This is a genomic window from Actinoplanes subglobosus (genome assembly GCF_042650585.1).
Lineage (GTDB): Bacteria > Actinomycetota > Actinomycetes > Mycobacteriales > Micromonosporaceae > Actinoplanes > Actinoplanes subglobosus.
Map to the genome: position 1 here is coordinate 443,001 of NZ_JBHSBL010000019.1, position 18,048 is coordinate 461,048.

Consider the following 18,048-nt stretch of genomic DNA (forward strand, 5'->3'; position numbering starts at 1 on the left):
ACGGTCAGGAACCGTCGGAGGCCGAGTCGTTCGCTGGTTTCCGAGGGTGGACGGTGTGATGCCCATGCCGGAGGTGCTCCTTGCGGTGGCCGGAGGGGAACGGCTGATCCGCGTGGATCAAGAATGGGGAACGACGGTCCAAGTCCGTGGACAGTGACAGCCGCGGACATTCTGGACGCTGCGCAAGGGAAGATCAAGAGTATGTCAGGCCGGCCGGCTACGACATCAGCGACCGCTTTCGGTCATCCGTGGGCGGGCCGGAAGACCCTGCCGGGGCCGCCGCGACCGGAGCAGGGTGATCAGTGAACCACCACTGATCGAGGAGATCGTCATGAAGGATCCCGCCCCCACCACCGCGCAAGCCGACCGCTGCCCGACCTGCCACGGCCTCGGCGAGGGCTGCACCACGACCGTCTGCCACGGCCTCGACTCCGACTGAGCCCAAGCCTGCCGGTCACAGTGCGTTGGCCGGGGCCAGCAGTGCCGTGAGCCCGGCGACCGACAGGTCGATCGCGAAGGCCCAGACGACGACTTTGGTCACGTCCTGCAGCGTGCCCGTCCACCCGGGAAGGAACAGGCCGTACCCGATGAGCAGCACGACGGCGAGCGCGGCCAGGGTTTGCAGGAGCAGGACGCCCGCGCCCGCCACGGCGAGCAGGATCCCCTGGGGCGCGGCCCGCAGCTGGTCCCGAAGGGGCGCCCGGGCGGCCAGCACGACACCGGGCGGGGCGGTGGACGCGGGCACGGCCACATCGGCGGGTGGGGTTGTCGCGGGCGCCGCGGGCGCCGAACCCAGCTTCGTGCGTCCGGTGGACCGCAGCTTGTCGATCACGTCGCCGGTTGCGCCGACCATGTCACCGGTGCCCATCTTCTGATCGACGGCCGGATCCGGCTGGGCCTTCATCGGCTGGCGAATGGCCTCCAGCTCCGCGGCGACGAGGCGTTCGAGGGCCGGTGCGGCGGCGGTGATCGCGGTGATCGGGTCGGTGCCGAACCGGTGCTGCGCCTCGCGTACCTGGGTCATCGCCTGCTCCACGCCGGTGACATCCTGCCCGGCGGTCCGCAGCGACCCGACGATGGTGGCGGCTTCGGCCAGCACCGCGTCGATGCGGGTCCGGAGGTTCGCGAGCAGGTCGTCCGTGATGTGGACCTGACGAAGTAGCCGGCCGAGTTCGGCATTCGTCGGCGGATCGGACGCCGGTGCGGCCGGAATCTGCTCCTCGGTGGCGCGGACCGCGATCAGCAGGTTGCCCAGCTCGCCCTTGCTGCGATCGCCGGCGGCCGCCCGGAGATCGTCCAGGCAGCCGCCGAGCTGGGTGCTCCAGGTGACTGCGCGCCGGGCCAGATCCGCAGTCCGGTCGGTCGCCGTATCGAGGCTGTCGCGTGCCGATCCGGCGTCCCCGGCGGTGATCGCCGCGTCCGCGGCATCCGCGGCGGCACGACCCGCTTTCAGGTCCTCGCCGAAGGCGGCGGGCAGGTGCCACGTCGGCCGCAGCACTTCGGCCAGCGACCGATAACGGTCGTCGAGGGCGGTCAGCTCGGCTTGCAGGCTCTGCAGCCGGGCGGTGACGTCGTTGCGGACCGTCGCCACCACCTCGGTGATCGCCGGTCCGCGGGCACCACGGAGCCGGTCCTGTTGTACGCCGAGAAACGCCCGGAACCCGTCATCCGGGTACTGCGAGCCGAGGCCCGCCAGTTGCAGCTCGAGTTCTCTACGCTGCTGCCCGCGGGCCCGCCAGGCCGCGGCACGAGGCAACAGGATCCGCAGGACCAGACCGAGAAGCACCCCGAGGATCAGGGCCACCGCGATGAGCCCGGGGTGCCGGCGGGTGACGACGGTGAAGGTGATCGGCACCGGCTCGGACAGTTGCGGAGACGACAGCCGCACCGTGCGTACGACGGAGCCCGGATCAGTGCCGCCGGTCACGGTGTACGGAAGATCGACGTGATCGCCCGGCCCCAACGGCCGGCCCTGGCCGGGTGTGCTCACCACGATCTGTGGGTCGTCCGGCTCGACCTGATGATCGGACAGGCCCACGATGCGGCTGGCCGGTCCGGCACGAACCGTCAACCGGGGTTTGCTGATGTCGGCGTCGTCGCCCGGCAACAACGGCAAGGTCCGCTGGAGCGTGAGGGTGGCCGGTGCGACGAGCTGGCCGGGTGGCCAGTTCAGCGTCACGGTGATCAGCTGTTTCCCGGCACCCTGGGCCAGCGACAGACGGACCGTGTACGCCCCGGGTGCCGGTAGCAGGTCGGTGTTCACCGTCAGTTCCAGTGCGGGAATGGGTGTCACGACCGTCGCGGTGACGAGGCCTGCGGCGGAGAGCGGGGCGCCGTTGCGGAGTACCTGGTGTACCTCGGCGGTGATCGGAGCGGAATCCAGGTCGGCTCCGGGTGCGGGGCCGATGGCGATACTGACCTTCGCCGGGTTCTCGGCCGGCATCGTGCCGGTGGCTCCTTCCGGGAGAACCACCACGTCGGCTGCGGCGGCCGGGGCTGCCGGGACGAGCGGGAACAGGGCCACGACGGTCGCGACGAGCGCGACAGCGGGCCTACCGGCGGGCGAATACCAGGTCCGCCGGCCCGAACGCGTCGAACGCGAGGCCACGGATGTCCTCCTTGTCGATCACAATGTTCCTCCGCGCGACCCGGACGGCTTGGGCGAAGGCCTGCGGATGACCGTCGGGGCCGGGGCCGTTCATGGCCGTCAGCAGAGTGGTGGCGAAGTCGGCGGCCAGGTCGGAGTAGACATCGCACTCGGTTCCGACGATGGCGCCCGCGCGTGCGCCGTTGAGGGCAGACAGGAAGCTCGTCAGCTCGGTCGGCCCCGCGGCGGCCGATCTGCAGGACAGAAGCATCACCAGGGAGTGCGGTGGTTGCCATTCGCCGTCGTCGGCCCGGCGGTCCGTGATGCGGTCGGGCTGCAGCCATCCGTCAGCGCTCAGCAGGGCGATGCGGGAACCTTGCGGCTGGTCGTTGATGTCCCGGGTCTCGTGGTGGCCGAGGACGATGACCACAGCGGGACGCGCCGGGTCGAAGAGGTTGTCGAGCAGGTGTTCCTCAGCCCCGAGGCGGCGCACATTGCGAGGATTCAGCAGCTGCGACAGGCGTCCGAGCATGCTACCGGTCGCCTCGTCATCGACGCCGAGGGCGACCAGCGCGCCCGGATCGGTGATCGTGATGCTCGGCGGCATGTCGGCGACCCGTGGATCCGCCAGCAGTTCCTCGACGTGGTGCCGGATGCCCCACAAGCCGTACACGCAGATCTGCCGGTCGCCGGGCGCGTGATCGCACTGCTGCCCGTCGTCCGTCCGGCCGAAACAGACCGGCGGTGGTGGTTGGCCGTACCGGTGGTCCGGAAGGGGCCAGTCGTAGACCAGCGTCCAGGGCAGCGCTTCGTCGACGTCGGCCCGCACGATCTGGATCGTCAGATCCTTCCCCGCCCTCATCCGACGCAGGGCTTCCGCAACGGCGGGGTCGACACGGTTGAAGATCGCCTGGAACAGGCTCCGGCCCTGGGTCGCGATGCGCCACAGGGCCACCGGCGAGGTGATCCGCTCGTCGACCGCGTCGCTCAGGATCTCACGCATGGTGTCGGTGGCGGCCTGGGCGCGCTGCCCCCTCAGCGGTACTGCGGCGGCTACGTCGTCCGACTTCACGAAGAGCCGGTGGTCGCCGCTCGGAGCATGGTTGACGATGAGCGACAGCGCGCGGGGTTTCAAGGTGTCCAGGTTGGTCCAATCCCACGTGGCGCTGTGTTGGAGGACGGCGTGCACGACCGGGACCGGATGCCGCCGCTCGGATTCCTCGACCAGCATTTCCAGCCGGTACGTCTGCAGCAGGTGGTCCCGATGATAGAGACCCACCCGGGCCCACGCCGGCCCGTGCGCCCGGGTGGCGAGAGCGAACGTCACCGTCTCCGACGGCCCGGACGGCGGCAACCGCATCGCGACGACGGCCGGACCGAGGATGTCGACCGTGTCGCTGAAGACCGTCGCGTGCAGCTCGTGACCGTCCCGATCGTCCGGCAGCAGCAGGTCGACCGCCGGCTGTTCGCCGGTGACGAGGCTGACCGGCCAGTTCGCGCCCACCTGCACGTCGAGTTGGTAGCGTTCACCGGCCGCCAGCGAACATACGCGCTCGACGAAGACGGACCCCGTTCCCTGCGGGGCGACCTGCTCGCCTCGGCGTTTCAAGGCCAGGTTGACGACCCGGACGCGATCGGCGGGCCGGTCGGTCCGGCCGGCGGGGGCCGCCTGCCGCAAGGCCGTCAGGGTCTGCTCTGCCGAGCCGAGGCGCAGCCGTGCCTCGGCCAGGACGTGAAGGCCGTGGCTCTCCCGCGCGAAGTCCACCTCGAGCCGGCGGGCCTCCTGGAGATTCGCCACCAGGTCACCGGTCAATGGCTGGAGATCCCCGGGTGGTTCGACCACACCGGCTCCGACGAACCCGGACATGGTCATGGCCTTCTCGTCGATTCCGGCCCAGGCCGACGACAGCCGGAGATCGTGCAGAGAGTCGGGTGACGCCGACAGCCGGATGCCGGCCGGTGACCCGTTCCGGATCTCGCCGAGCGCGTCGTGGAGCGGCAGGTCATGGCTGACGGCTCGCAGAAGGGACGTCACCAGGCGGTCCTGGTCGCCCGGGGCGCCGGTCACGGTGAAGACACTGCGAGCCGGAAACGTGTCGCCCACGGGTGGCATCAGCTCGGGCGGGCCGGAGGACCCGAGGACGATGGCCACCCGGGCCTGGCGTGTCGGGCGGGCCGTGGCGGCACCGGCCAGCTCGGCGGCGTCGAAGGCGTCGAGCACCAGCAGATCGATGTCCCGGCGGGCGAGCAGGTCGGCCACGCCGGTGGCATCGTCCACCCAGATCAGGTCGGCCAGGTGCGGCTGCAGATCGTGATCGTCGCTGATCCACGGGCTCTCCTGGGCGGCCCGCAGCACATCCGCGCCCCGGTCACCGACGCCCACGATGACGAGCGGCAGATCGAAGGGTGGCGACTCGGCGCCGGAGGCCCGGTCCTCGATCAAGATCCATCGGTGGCCGGGATCCCGGCCGAGGACGGCGTCCAGGACGGCTTCCGGCGGAAGCGTCAGGAGCTGCCGGGGTCCCGACACGAAGACCGGCACGGCGGGAGCGAGCCGTAAACCGGTCCGGGTTCCCGGCAGCGCGTTCACCAGATCCTCGTACCAGCCTGGCAGAACAGCCGGCCACCGCACGGGGACGGCGAACGGGCGGCCCGCAACGTCGGCCATCGTGGTCTCCCACCCGTACGCGCGTCGCCGGGGCTGCGGTGCAACGACGACCCGCCCACGGCTGTCGGCGGCGCCGACCGAGATCTGGCCGTCCGGTTGCAGGTCGAGGGTCAGACGCAGCCAGACCCGAGGCACCTCGAGTTCCATGTGGACCTCCCGCCGCGAATGGTTCGCCACCGGCACGGTAGGAAGGAAAGCTCCGCGCGTCCATCAGATTGACGACTGTTGGCACCAGTCGGCTGACCGAGCGTGATCGACGAGCCGGCGGGTGCGGTCGAGGGCGCTCAGGGGTGCAGCCAGCGGTCGAACCAGGTGCGGGTGCGGTGCAGGACGTCGAGCTGGTGGGTTCGTTCGCGGATCGAGTGGCCCTCCCTCGGGTAGGTCACGAACTCGTGCTCGACCCCGAAGTGGCGCAGTGCCCGGTGGAGATAGACGGCCTGGCCGAGCGGGACGTTGGTGTCGTCGGCGCCGTGCAGGATGAGCACCGGAGTTCGGATACGGTCGGCGTAGGAAATCGGGCTGACCGCGTCGTGCGGATACGGGCCGGCACCCGACCAGCCGATGCTGCCGCCGAGCGCGACCTCGAACTGGCCGTTCTCCCCGGTCGCGGCGAGCATGCCCCAGTCGGTGACGCCCGCGCCGACCAGCGCGGCACGGAACCGCCGGGTCTGGCCTACCGCCCAGGCGGCCATGAACCCGCCGTGGCTCCAGCCGGCGACGCCCAGCCGGTCCGGATCGGCGACACCGTCGGCCACCAGCTGATCAATGCCGGTCAGGATGTCGGTCCACTCCTCCTGCCCGGCCCGGCCCGCGACCGTCGCCGCGAACCGGTGGCCGTGGCCCTGGCCACCGCGCGGATTCGGCAGGAACACCGCGTAGCCCGCGGCGGCCAGCCACTGGGCGCTGGGAAACCAGAACAACTGCAGACGATCTGAATATCGGTCGTACGGCCCCCCGTGCACGATCGTGACCAGCGGGAACGGGCCCTCGGCCGCGGTCTTCCCGGCCGGGAGCACGAGCAGCCCGTCCAGAGCGAGCCCGTCGGCGGCCCGGTATTTCAGTGGTTCCTGCGTGCCGAACGTGATGCCCCGCAACTCCGGCCGGGTGTCGGTGATCCTCCGGAGAGGTCCGGCCGGCGGTCCGCGGTGAACGTCGGTGGCCTGATAACGGCCGCCGGTCAGCACCGCGATCTCCCCGCCGGAGCCGGCGACGCTGAGACCGTCGAGACGGCCCCGGTGCCGCGAGAGGATGGTGAGGCCGGCCGCGTCGATCCGGGCCAGCGTGGTGTCGAGACCGTCGGCGAACACCACGAGCGCGGCGGCATCGGCCTGGCAGAGTTCGGCCGGGCACATGGACAGGTCAGCGGTGCGGTTAGCGAGGACACGGCTGCCGAGGGCCAGGTCGAACACGGCGGTACCCGCTTGCAGCCCCGGCGGGGTCAGCGCGAGGTAGCCGATGTGCCACCCGTCCTCCCCCGGCCACCAGGCCGGCGAGTGCGCGTCGGCCGCGACCGGCCCCAGATCCTCCACAGCCCCGGTGGTGTGGTCGAACAGGTGCAGCCGCCCGGTACGCGGCCCGTAGTCACTGTCGGCACCCGCCTGGGTGAGCACGGCAAGCGGACCGCCACCGGGCCGCTGCCGCACCTCCACGACGTGCCGGTCGGCGAACACGTCCGGCGTGGTCACCCGGCCGGTGGCGAGGTCGAGCAGCCGCAACCGGGACCGCGGCTCCCGCTCCCCCGCGACGACGGCGTCATCGCGATCCCGGGCCCGGCGCGCGTCCTCATCGGTGGGCTCGTCCCCGGCGAGCAGAACGACGAGGTCAGGATCAGCCAGCGGAAAGTGGTCGTCGATGCCGGCCCGCCAGCAGGTCACCGCGGTCACCGTGCCGTCGGCGAGCGTGACCCGGTACAACTGCGGGAGGCCACGCTCGGCCCGGTCGGAGAGGAAGAACAGCGTGCCCGAGTCCGCGGACCACCGCGGTACGGACTCGGTCGCGCTGTCCGCGGTGACCCGGCCCGCCTCCCCGGCGCCGACCAGCCACAACTCGGTGTCGAGACACTCCCCCGCCCGGCTGGCGGGAGCCAGCACGTAGCAGACCGACTGCCCGTCCGGCGCCAGGGCCGGACTGTGCGGGGCCCGGCCGTCAACGACGAGTTCGGCGGTCAGCGCTGTCACGCCGGCCAGTCTGCCGGACATCGACATGGCAGGTGGGTTCCGGGTCCCCCGCACAGGTGGAGAAATCTGTGACGGCCGCCGGTGGGTACGGGGGCGTGATGGTGTCGGGCCGTGCTGATGAGAACCGGACTGACGGTCGTGATGATGCTGGGGCTGGTCACCGGGCCGGTGGTGGCCCGGGAGCCGGAGAAGGCCGGGCCGGTGGTCTCGGCCGGTGGGGATCACACCTGCGCGGTGGACGGCGACGGGCGGGTCTGGTGCTGGGGAGACAACGAACGGGGGCAACTGGGTGACGGCACTCAGCTGGATCGGTCCAGGCCGGTTCCGGTGGTCCCACCCGCCGGGGTCTCCTTCTCCACGGTCACCGCCGGTGACGAGCACACTTGCGGGATCGGCAACGACGCCACGGTCTACTGCTGGGGCTGGGGCGGATACGGTCAGATCGGCAACGGGACGGACGGCACGTTCGTCGACCCGATGGTGATGGAGGCCCCGGCCGGCGTGGTCTACGAGCAGGTCACCGCCGGCTACCTGCAGACCTGCGCGATCGGCGACGACACCAGGACCTACTGTACGGACGACGACAACACCGACGGCTACGACCCGCCGGAGGCGGTGAGCCTGCCGGAGGGTGTCAGCCTCACCGCGATCACCGCCGGCCACCTGCACACCTGCGGCATCGGCGACGACTCCAGGACCTACTGCTGGGGTGAGCGCGGGAGCCTGGCCGCGGTGGACACCCCGGATGGGGTGACGTTCACCCATCTCACCGCCGGCAAGGACCACACCTGCGCCATCGGCAGCGACAGGAAGACCTACTGCTGGGTGTACGGCCAGACGCGACCGGCCGCCGTGAACACCCCGGCCGGGGTGACCTTCACACAGGTCGACGCGGGTGACAGCAGCGTATGCGCGATCGGCAGTGACACCCGGACCTACTGCTGGGGTGGGGGCCGCAGCGTGCCGGCCGTGGTCGAGACCCCGGACGGGGTGAGCTTCACCCACGTCGACTCGGGTGCCGGGCACACGTGCGCGACGACGGGCGACGGCCGGATCCACTGCTGGGGTGACGGCGGTAAGGGCCAGCTCGGCGACGGGGGCCGGGCGGATCGGCCGCGCCCGGTCCGGGTGACCCTCCCGCCCGCGCCCGCCGATCCGGTCCCGGCCCGGCCGACGGCCGACCTGTTCTCCGGGCTCCTCCTCTCCTGCATGCTGGACGACCGGGACAGGACCTTCTGCTGGGGCTACGGCTGGACCGGCGGGCTCGGCAACGGGGGTACCGTGCACCGGGCCCGGCCGGCGGCGGTCGACGTTCCGGCGGGAGTGACGTTCGAGCGGGTGGCCGTCGGCAGCTACCACACCTGTGCGATCGGCAGCGACACCAAGACCTACTGCTGGGGTGAGGCCGACAACGGGCGACTCGGCAACGGCGCCACGGCCGACCAGACCCGCCCGACGACGGCGGTCGACACTCCCGGCGGCGTGACCTTCACCGCCCTCGCCGCCGGTGGCAGCCACACCTGCGCGATCGGCAGCGACACCAGAACCTACTGCTGGGGGGCCAACTTCTTCGGCAAGCTCGGCAACGGTGCGGCTCCGGACCAGTCGAGGCCGTCGGCGGTCAAGGCGCCCGCCGGGGTGTCGTTCACCCGGCTCACCGCAGGCGACTATCACACCTGCGCGATCGGCAGCGACGCCAGGACCTACTGCTGGGGCGACACCGATGCGGTGGGTGACGGCGGCACGGAGAACCGGGGTGAACCGGTGCCGGTCCGCACCCCCTCAGGAGTGACCTTCACCCAGATCGATGCGGGTAGTTACCACACGTGCGGGGTCGGAGACGACAGCAGGATCTACTGCTGGGGCGACAACAACACCGGCCAACTCGGCGACGGCAGCGGCCAGGACCGGAAACTGCCGGTGGCGGTGAAGGCACCGGCTGCGGTCCGGTTCGTAGCGGTCACCGGCGGTTCCGCGCACACCTGCGGGCTCAGCGACGATCACCGGGCGTTCTGCTGGGGCCAGGGCTTCGAGGGCCGGCTGGGCGACAGCACCGGTGAGGACCGGCCGCTGCCGGTGCCGGTGCTCGCCCCGGCGGGTGTCGGTTTCACCAAACTGGAGGCCGGCGGCTTCTCCACCTGTGGGCTCGGCGACGACCGCAAGGTCTACTGCTGGGGGACCGGCAATGCCGGTGAGCTGGGCAACAGCGACTGGGTACCGCAGTTAAAGCCGGTCCCGGTCAGTGTCCCGGCCGGGGACGCGAAGGCCGATCGCTGACGCCCACAGGCGGGACAGGTGGTCGACCATCCTCTCGACGTCGAGGGGCTCACGCAGCTCGTTGATGACGACGGCCACCTGCTCGACCATGCCGCCGAGGGCGATCGCGGTCAGACGCGGGTCCAGGGAGGGATCGGCCAGCCCGTCCGCCTGCAGGCGGCGGATGCCCTCGGCGCTGCGGCCGACGAAGAACTCGCGGATCTCCATCAGCAGGGTACGGAGGTTGTCGTCCAGGTAGGCGCCGTGCTCGACCATCCGCAGCACCTTCGCGGCCTTGCCGGTGGCGGCCAGGTAGCGGCGGTTCGCCTCGACGATCCGCGCATACGGGTCGTCGAGGATGTCGGGCACGCGGCTGGCGGCGATCATCTCGTCGGCGGCGGCCTGCACGATCTTGCGCAGCAGGTCGTCCCTGGACTCGAAGTACGTGTAGAAGGTCCCGTAGGACACGCCGGCGGCCTGGGTGACGGCCTCGGGGGTGAACCCGGCCCAACCGTGCTCCTCGATGACCTCCCGTCCGGCGACGATCAACGCGTCGTGGGTGCGCCGGCCCCGGGCGGTCACCGGCGGTGTCGGTGCTGGGTTGGTGCGTGCTCGCCCCATTGGACACCCCTTCCATTACTTGACTACTTTGTCAGAAAGTCTAGTGTGGCGAAATGCGTACGATCCGCGTCGGTAACTGTTCGGGCTTCTACGGTGATCGCTTCTCGGCGATGACCGAGATGCTCGAAGGCGGGCCGCTGGACTACCTGACCGGCGACTACCTGGCCGAGCTGACCATGCTCATCCTCGGTAGGGACCGGCAGAAGGACCCGTCGCTCGGCTACGCCAGGACCTTCCTGCGGCAACTCGCCGGCTGCCTCGCCCTGGCGCGGCAGCGCGGGGTCCGGATCGTGACGAACGCGGGCGGCCTCAACCCGGCCGGACTCGCCCTGGCCGTCCGGACCCTGGCCGCCGAGCAGGGCGTCGAGGTCACGGTCGCGCACGTGTGGGGCGACGACCTGATCGGCCGGGCCGCGGAGCACGGCTGGCCGGGCGCGCTGACCGCCAACGCCTACCTCGGTGCCTTCGGGATCGCCGACGCGCTGACCGCCGGCGCCGACATCGTCGTCACCGGCCGGGTCACCGACGCGTCGCTGACGCTGGGGCCGGCGATCGCCGAGTTCGGCTGGGGACGCACCGACTTCGACCTGCTGGCCGCCGGCGTCGTCGCCGGTCATGTGCTGGAATGCGGCACGCAGGCCACCGGCGGCAACTTCTCCGGTTTCGCGACGCTCGACACCAGCCGACCGCTGGGCTTCCCGCTGGCCGAGCTCAGCGCGGACGGGACGGTGGTGGTGACCAAGCATCCGGGCACCGGCGGCGCGGTCACCGTCGACACCGTCACCGCGCAGTTGGTGTACGAGGTGGGCGGCCCCCACTACGCCAATCCGGACGTGACCGCGCGCCTGGACACGGCCGAGCTGGAGCAGGCCGGCCCGGATCGGGTGCGGATCACCGCGGTCCGGGGTGTCGCCCCTCCCCCGGCCACGAAGATCGCCCTCAACAGCGTCGGCGGATTCCGCAACAGCGTCGAGTTCGTCCTGACCGGCCTGGACATCGAGGAGAAGGACCGCTGGGTCCGCGGGCAGATGACCCGGGCGCTCGCTGCCCGGCCCCCGTCGGAGATCGTCTGGGACCTGGCGCGGACCGATCAGTCCGATCCGGCGACCGAGGCGGCGGCCTCGGCGCTGCTGCGCTGCCACGTCAAGGACACCGATCCGGCCGTCGTCGGGCGGGCGTTCAGCAGCGCCGCGATCGAGCTGGCCCTCGCGTCGTACCCGGGTTTTCACGTGACGGCGCCACCCGGCCAGGGCAGTCCGTTCGGGATCTACCGGGCCGCCTACCTGCCGCAGGAGCTGGTGCCGCATGTGGTGGTCCGGCCCGACGGCACCGAGGTGGAGATCGCGCCACCACCGGTGACGGCCGACCTGCCTCAGGAGCGATCGGGTGCTCCTGGCCGTACCTCCGAAGGTCTGGAATTGCCGTTGGGTCGTCTGGTCTTCGCCCGGTCGGGAGACAAGGGCGGGGCGGCGAACGTCGGGGTGTGGATCCCGGCCGCGCATCCCCGGCGCGCCGAGGCGTATGCATGGTTGCGTGACTGGCTGACGCCGGACGTCGTCGCGCGGTTGCTTCCGGAGGCGGCGGGGCTCGGCGTGGAGGTCTTCGCGCTGCCGAACCTGAGCGCCGTCAACATCGTGATCGACGGACTTCTCGGTGACGGTGTCGCGTCGTCGACCCGTTTCGACCCGCAGGCCAAGGCGGTCGGCGAGTGGCTGCGCGCCCGTGTCGTGAACCTCCCCAAGGAGCTGGTGCCGTGAAACCGAGTGTCGATCCCACAGCGCCCGGTTACACCGCCAACCGGGAGGTGATGCTGGAACGCGTCGCCGACCTGGCGGTCCAGCAGGCCGCGGCCCTGGCCGGCGGTGGCCCGAAGGCCGTCGAGCGGCACCACCGGCGCGGCAAACTGACCGCCCGCGAGCGGATCGAGCTGCTCATCGACCCGGACTCGCCGTTCCTCGAACTCGGCGTCCTGGCCGGTTGGGGCACCGACTTCGCCGTCGGCGGCTCGGTCGTCACCGGCCTCGGCGTGATCGAGGGCGTCGAATGCATGATCATCGCCCACGATCCGACGGTGAAGGGCGGCGCGTCCAACCCGGTGACCGTCCGCAAGATCTTCCGCGCCAACCAGATCGCCGCGCAGAACCGGCTGCCCACGGTCACCCTGGTCGAGTCCGGCGGCGCGGATCTGCAGACGCAGAAGGACATCTTCATCCCCGGCGGTGCGGTGTTCCGCAACCTCACCGTGGCCAGCGCCGACCGCCGGCCCACGATCGCGCTGGTGTTCGGCAACTCGACCGCCGGCGGTGCCTACGTGCCCGGCATGAGCGACTACACGGTCATGGTCAAGGGCGGGGCGAAGGTCTTCCTCGGCGGGCCGCCGCTGGTCAGGATGGCCACCGGTGAGGAGTCCGACGACGAGTCGCTCGGCGGGGCGGAGATGCACGCGCGGACCTCCGGCCTGGCCGACTACCTGGCCGTCGACGAACTCGACGCACTACGGATCGGGCGCTCGATCGTGCGGCGCCTCAACTGGCGCAAGACCGGACCCGACCCCCAGCGGGAGTACGCCGAACCGGTGCTGGCCACCGAGGAGCTGCTCGGCATCGTGCCGTCCGACCTCAAGGTCCCGTTCGACCCCCGCGAGGTGATCGGCCGGATCGTCGACGGCAGCGAGTTCGACGAGTTCAAACCGCTCTACGGCCCGTCGCTGGTGACCGGCTGGGCGCGGCTGCACGGCTACCCGATCGGCGTCCTCGCCAACGCCCAAGGGGTGCTGTTCAGCCAGGAGGCGCAGAAGGCGGCCCAGTTCATCCAGCTGGCCAACCAGAGCGACACGCCGCTGCTCTTCCTGCACAACACCACCGGGTACATGGTCGGCGCCGAGTACGAGCAGGGCGGCATCATCAAACACGGCGCCCAGATGATCAACGCGGTGTCGAACTCGACGGTCCCGCACCTGTCGGTCGTCATGGGCGCGTCCTACGGGGCCGGCAACTACGGCATGAGCGGACGCGCCTACGACCCGCGGTTCATGTTCAGCTGGGCCGGCGCCAAGTCGGCGGTGATGGGGCCGGCACAGCTCGCCGGAGTCATCTCGATCGTCTCCCAGCAGGCGGCCGCGGCCCGGGGGCTGCCGTTCGACGAGCAGGCCGACGCCGCGATGCGGGCCCTGGTGGAGAAACAGGTCGAGGAGCAGTCGCTGGCCTACTTCACGTCCGGGCTCGGCTACGACGACGGGGTCATCGACCCGCGGGACACCCGCACGATCCTCGGCATCTGCCTGTCGGCGATCCACAGCGCGCCGGTGGCCGGCGCCCGCGGCTACGGCGTGTTCCGTCTGTGAAGGAGATCCAGTGATTCGTAGGATTGTGGTCGCCAACCGCGGAGAGATCGCGCGCCGGGTGTTCCGGACCTGCCGGGCGCTCGGCATCGCGACCGTCGCCGTGCACTCCGACGCCGATGCCGGGGCGCCGTTCGTGGCCGAGGCCGACACCGCGATCCGGCTGCCGGGCAACGCGCCCGCCGACACCTACCTGCGCGGTGACCTGATCATCGAGGCGGCCCGGGCGGCGGGCGCCGACGCCGTCCACCCCGGATACGGGTTCCTGTCCGAGAACGCCGGCTTCGCCCGCGCCGTCGAGGCGGCCGGTCTCACCTGGATCGGGCCGGCGCCGGAGTCCATCGAGACGATGGGCAGCAAGATCGGCGCCAAGCGGGTGATGGCCGCGGCCGGCGTGCCGGTCCTCGGCGTCGACCTCGCCACCGTCACCGCCTCGGACCTTCCGCTGCTGGTCAAGGCGTCGGCGGGTGGCGGCGGGCGGGGCATGCGGATCGTGGCGACCCTCGACGAACTGGCCGATCAGGTGGCCCGGGCCGAGGCGGAGGCGGCGTCGGCGTTCGGGGACGGAACGGTGTTCGCCGAGCCGTACCTGCCGACCGCCCGGCACGTCGAGGTGCAGGTGCTGGCCGACACGCACGGCACCGTCTGGGTGCTCGGCGACCGGGACTGCTCCGTCCAGCGCCGCCATCAGAAGGTGGTCGAGGAGGCTCCCGCACCGAACCTGGGCGGCGGGACGCGTACCTCCCTGCATGCCTTCGCCCGGGCCGCCGCGGAAGCGGTCGGCTATCGCGGCGCCGGAACCGTCGAATTCCTCGTCGACGGCGACCGGATCGTCTTCCTCGAGATGAACACCCGCCTCCAGGTCGAACACCCGGTCACCGAATGCGTCACCGGCCTCGACCTGGTCGCGTGTCAGATCGCCGTCGCCGAAGGCCGGCCGCTGCCCGGCGAGGCACCGGCGATCACCGGCCACGCGATCGAGGTGCGGCTCTACGCCGAGGACCCGGCCGCCGGTTTCGCGCCGCAGACCGGCCACGTCCGCACCTTCGACATTCCCCACCATGCGGGGGTACGGGTGGACTCCGCGATCGAGGCCGGAAGCGAGGTGGGTGTCCACTACGACGCCATGCTCGCCAAGGTCATCGCGTATGCCGGCGACCGTGACGCCGCGATCCGGATGCTCGACGACACCCTGCGCCGCACCCGGCTGCACGGTGTCACCACCAACCTCGACCTGCTCCGGGCCGTGCTCACCGACGACGAGTTCGTGGCCGGGCGGATGCACACCACCCTGCTCGACGAACGCCTCGACCAGTGGACCGGCGCCGGCGATCCACGCCGGTACGCCAAGGCGGCACTCGCCGCCGCGATCGGGCAGGCCGCCCGGACCGCCGCGACGGCACCGGTGCTCGCCCGGATCCCCGCCGCGTGGCGCAACGCCGCGGGCCCGCCCCGGCAGCGCGTCTACCGGCGCGGACCCGAGCGGTACGCGGTGACCTACTGGTCGGCCGGCCACCGGCTGGTATCGGACTTCGTGGACGGTGTCAGCGTCGTCGACGTCCGGGGCGACCAGGTCGTGCTCAGTGACGGCCCGGTCCGGGAGACCTACCGGGTCACCGTGACCGGGAACGCGGTCGACGTAGACGGCCCGCACGGCTCCGCCGGTTTCGAGCTGGTCCCGACCTTCGTCGACCCGGCCGAGACGGTCGCGCAGGGCTCCCTGCTGGCACCGATGCCGGCGGCGATCACGGCGGTGCACGTCGAGGTCGGTGCCGTCGTCGGCAAGGGCGACCCGGTCGTCGTCCTGGAAGCCATGAAGATGCAGCACACCGTCACCGCACCGACGGACGGAACCGTCACCGCGCTCACGGTGACCGTCGGACAGCAGGTCGTCGCGGGCGCCGTGCTCGCCGTCATCGAGGAGAACGCGTGACCAACTTCGTCGAGTCCGACGAGCGCCGTGACCTGCGTGCGGCGGTCCACCAGCTCGGGGCCAAGTACGGCGAGACGTACTTCTACGGTGCCGCGGCCCGGGGCGCCAAGACCACCGAGCTCTGGGACGAGGCCGCGAAGGCCGGCTACCTCGGCGTCTCGATCCCCGAGGAGTACGGCGGTGGCGGCGGCGACATCGGCGACCTCGCCGCCGTCGTGGAGGAACTCGCCACCGCCGGCTGTCCCCTGCTCCTGCTGGTCGTCTCGCCGGCCATCGTCGGCACGATCATCGCCCGGTCCGGCACCGACGAGCAGAGACGGCGCTGGCTGCCGGGTCTGGCCACCGGCGAGGCACGCTACGCCTTCGGCATCACCGAACCGGACGCCGGCTCCAACTCGCACCAGATCGTCACCCGGGCCCGCCGCGACGGTGGCGACTGGGTGCTGAGCGGGCGCAAGACGTACATCAGCGGGGTCGACGAGGCCGGGCACGTGCTCGTCGTCGGGCGTACCGAGGACGCGCGGACCGGCAAACTCAAGCCCGCGCTGTTCATGGTGCCGACCGACGCCGCCGGCTTCGTGTTCCAGCCGATCGAGACCGGGCTCGTCTCCCCGGAGAAGCAGTTCAGCCTGTTCTTCGACGACGTGCGGCTGCCCGGCGACGCGCTCGTGGGCCGGGAGGACGCCGGGCTCGACCAGCTGTTCGCCGGCCTCAACCCGGAGCGGATCATGGCGGCGTCGCAGGCCACCGGCACCGCGCGGTGGGCGCTGCGCAAGGCCGTCGGCTACGCGAAGCAGCGCGAGGTGTGGGGCGCCCCGATCGGTACGCACCAGGCGATCGCCCACCCACTCGCGCAGATCCACGTCGAGATCGAGGCGGCGCGCCTGCTCACCCAGAAGGCCGCCGCCCTCGACGCCGCCGGCGATCTGCTGGCCGCCGGGGAGGCGGCGAACATGGCCAAATACGCCGCCGGTGAGGTCGCGTGCAAGGCGGTCGACCAGGCGATCCAGACACACGGCGGCAACGGGCTGGCCGTCGAGTACGGCCTGGTTCAAGCCCTCGCCAACGTACGCCTGTCGCGGATCGCCCCGGTCAGCCGCGAGATGGCACTCAACTTCATCTCCCAGTTCTCGCTCAAGCTCCCCCGCTCGTACTGAGAAGGAACCCCGGATGACCTCCCCACTGGTCCACCTGGACGTAGCCGGCGGCGTCGCCACGGTCACGCTGGACAGCCCGCACAACCGCAACGCGCTGAGCCGGCGGCTACTGGCCGAACTCGGCACCCATCTGGCCGCGGCCGGCCGGGATGCTGCTGTCCGGGTCGTACTGGTGCGCTCCAGCGGGCGGGTGTTCTGCTCCGGTGCCGATCTCAGCGAGGCCCGCCAGGGGACGGCAGGTGACGGGCCGCGGGCGATCGTCGGCCTCCAGCGTCAGATCGCCGCCCTGCCCAAGCCGGTCGTCGTCGAACTGGCCGGAGCGGCCCGCGCCGGCGGTCTCGGCCTGGTCGGTGCGGCCGACGTGGTGGTCGCGGCCGAGTCGGTGACGTTCGCGCTCACCGAGGTTCGGCTCGGGCTCGCGCCGTCGGCGATCTCGCTGAGCCTGCTGACTCGGCTGGCGCCCCGGGCGGCGGCCGACGTCTTCCTGTCCGGACGCACGTTCACCGCCACCGAGGCCGCCGCGATCGGGCTGGTCACCCGCGCGGTCCCGGACGACGCACTGGCGGACGCCGTCGCCGAGACCGTCGCCGAGCTGGTCAAGGGCAGTCCACAGGGACTCGCCGAAACCAAACGGCTGCTCAACGGCGACCTGCTCGGCCGCATCGACCGGGACGGCGAAGAGGCGGCGGAACGGTCGGCGGCACTGTTCGCCAGCCCCGAGGCACAGCAGGCGATGCAGGCGTTCCTGACCCGGAAGAAGCCGGCATAGGCGTGGTACGCGCTCCGTCGCTCCCTCGTCCTCGGGTCAGAAGGACAGCATTCCGCTGACGAGGGCCTGCCACGTCATCGGGCCGACGATGCCGTCCACGGCCATCGACGGGACGTCGGCGTGGATCGCGGACTGGAAGCCCCGTACCGCCGCATCGGTCTCCGGGCCGAAGATGCCGTCGACCGCCGGGCCCTGCTCCGGGTCGCCGGAGAGGTTGCGGAACTGGAACTCCTCCTGCACACCGCGCACGGCATCGCCCTCGGACCCCTTCTTCACCTGGATGATCAGCGCATTCCAGGTGTTCGGCCCGACGATGCCGTCGACCGCGAGCCCCTTCTCCTGCTGGAACGCGCGCACCGCGGCGTCGGTCCGCGGCCCGAAGATGCCGTCGACCGTCACCGTCCGGCCGCGCGCCCGCAGCAGGTACTGCAACGTGGGTACCGGGTGCTCCTTGGCACCCTGCCTGATCTGCGGCCACGGGCTCAACGTTCCTGTCACGGCGATCGCCTCCTTCACACCCGTCATACCGCCGGTCGGGAC

The 18,048-nt window shown here is 71.4% G+C and carries 11 protein-coding genes; 6 read left to right on the plus strand and 5 right to left on the minus strand.

Features of this window, described 5'->3' with window-relative positions; translation table 11 throughout:
• Window positions 1–454: 454 nt before the first annotated feature.
• The 3 genes from ACFO0C_RS27480 to ACFO0C_RS27490 form a co-directional block, all read right to left on the minus strand.
• Complete coding sequence (locus ACFO0C_RS27480; protein ID WP_378069580.1) at window positions 455–2,608, minus strand: hypothetical protein; 2,154 nt, start codon at window positions 2,606–2,608, stop codon at window positions 455–457.
• On the minus strand, window positions 2,553–5,402 hold the full coding sequence (locus ACFO0C_RS27485) for a hypothetical protein (protein ID WP_378069581.1): 2,850 nt from the start codon (window positions 5,400–5,402) through the stop codon (window positions 2,553–2,555). The genes ACFO0C_RS27480 and ACFO0C_RS27485 overlap by 56 nt, the downstream gene beginning before the upstream one ends.
• A 137-nt stretch (window positions 5,403–5,539) precedes the next feature.
• On the minus strand, window positions 5,540–7,432 hold the full coding sequence (locus ACFO0C_RS27490) for a S9 family peptidase (protein ID WP_378069582.1): 1,893 nt from the start codon (window positions 7,430–7,432) through the stop codon (window positions 5,540–5,542).
• A gap of 117 nt (window positions 7,433–7,549) precedes the next feature.
• On the opposite strand from ACFO0C_RS27490, the gene ACFO0C_RS27495 reads away from it, so the two are divergent.
• Window positions 7,550–9,709: an RCC1 domain-containing protein gene (locus tag ACFO0C_RS27495; RefSeq protein WP_378069583.1), complete on the plus strand. Its 2,160-nt coding sequence runs from the start codon at window positions 7,550–7,552 to the stop codon at window positions 9,707–9,709.
• Here ACFO0C_RS27495 and ACFO0C_RS27500 read toward each other — a convergent pair.
• Window positions 9,656–10,309, minus strand: a complete 654-nt coding sequence (locus ACFO0C_RS27500; protein ID WP_378069584.1) for a TetR/AcrR family transcriptional regulator — start codon at window positions 10,307–10,309, stop codon at window positions 9,656–9,658. The two genes, ACFO0C_RS27495 and ACFO0C_RS27500, sit on opposite strands and share 54 nt — an antisense overlap.
• A 53-nt stretch (window positions 10,310–10,362) precedes the next feature.
• Between ACFO0C_RS27500 and ACFO0C_RS27505 the strand changes: the two genes are divergently transcribed.
• From ACFO0C_RS27505 to ACFO0C_RS27525, 5 genes are read left to right on the plus strand one after another with little or no spacing between them, the layout of a single operon-like run.
• Complete coding sequence (locus ACFO0C_RS27505; protein ID WP_378069585.1) at window positions 10,363–12,066, plus strand: acyclic terpene utilization AtuA family protein; 1,704 nt, start codon at window positions 10,363–10,365, stop codon at window positions 12,064–12,066.
• A gap of 50 nt (window positions 12,067–12,116) precedes the next feature.
• Window positions 12,117–13,652, plus strand: a complete 1,536-nt coding sequence (locus ACFO0C_RS27510; protein WP_378069917.1) for an acyl-CoA carboxylase subunit beta — start codon at window positions 12,117–12,119, stop codon at window positions 13,650–13,652.
• A gap of 10 nt (window positions 13,653–13,662) precedes the next feature.
• Window positions 13,663–15,582 carry an acetyl/propionyl/methylcrotonyl-CoA carboxylase subunit alpha gene (locus ACFO0C_RS27515; RefSeq protein ID WP_378069586.1) on the plus strand — a complete coding sequence of 640 codons (1,920 nt, stop codon included), beginning with the start codon at window positions 13,663–13,665 and terminating at the stop codon, window positions 15,580–15,582.
• Complete coding sequence (locus ACFO0C_RS27520) at window positions 15,579–16,739, plus strand: acyl-CoA dehydrogenase family protein (protein ID WP_378069587.1); 1,161 nt, start codon at window positions 15,579–15,581, stop codon at window positions 16,737–16,739. Before ACFO0C_RS27515 ends, ACFO0C_RS27520 begins: the two co-directional genes overlap by 4 nt.
• A 13-nt stretch (window positions 16,740–16,752) precedes the next feature.
• Window positions 16,753–17,508 carry an enoyl-CoA hydratase-related protein gene (locus tag ACFO0C_RS27525; protein ID WP_378069588.1) on the plus strand — a complete coding sequence of 252 codons (756 nt, stop codon included), beginning with the start codon at window positions 16,753–16,755 and terminating at the stop codon, window positions 17,506–17,508.
• A 36-nt stretch (window positions 17,509–17,544) separates the two neighbouring features.
• Here the strand turns inward: ACFO0C_RS27525 and ACFO0C_RS27530 are convergent, their stop codons facing one another.
• Window positions 17,545–18,006, minus strand: coding sequence for a peptidoglycan-binding domain-containing protein (locus ACFO0C_RS27530; protein WP_378069589.1), 462 nt, complete (start codon window positions 18,004–18,006; stop codon window positions 17,545–17,547).
• Window positions 18,007–18,048: the final 42 nt, after the last annotated feature.

Coding starts and splice junctions, on each gene's coding strand:
- ACFO0C_RS27500 (WP_378069584.1), bottom strand. CDS start 10,309: ATGGGGCGAGCACGCACCAACCCAGCACCGACACCGCCGGTGACCGCC.
- ACFO0C_RS27495 (WP_378069583.1), top strand. CDS start 7,550: ATGAGAACCGGACTGACGGTCGTGATGATGCTGGGGCTGGTCACCGGG.
- ACFO0C_RS27525 (WP_378069588.1), top strand. CDS start 16,753: ATGACCTCCCCACTGGTCCACCTGGACGTAGCCGGCGGCGTCGCCACG.
- ACFO0C_RS27510 (WP_378069917.1), top strand. CDS start 12,117: ATGCTGGAACGCGTCGCCGACCTGGCGGTCCAGCAGGCCGCGGCCCTG.
- ACFO0C_RS27505 (WP_378069585.1), top strand. CDS start 10,363: ATGCGTACGATCCGCGTCGGTAACTGTTCGGGCTTCTACGGTGATCGC.
- ACFO0C_RS27485 (WP_378069581.1), bottom strand. CDS start 5,402: ATGGAACTCGAGGTGCCTCGGGTCTGGCTGCGTCTGACCCTCGACCTG.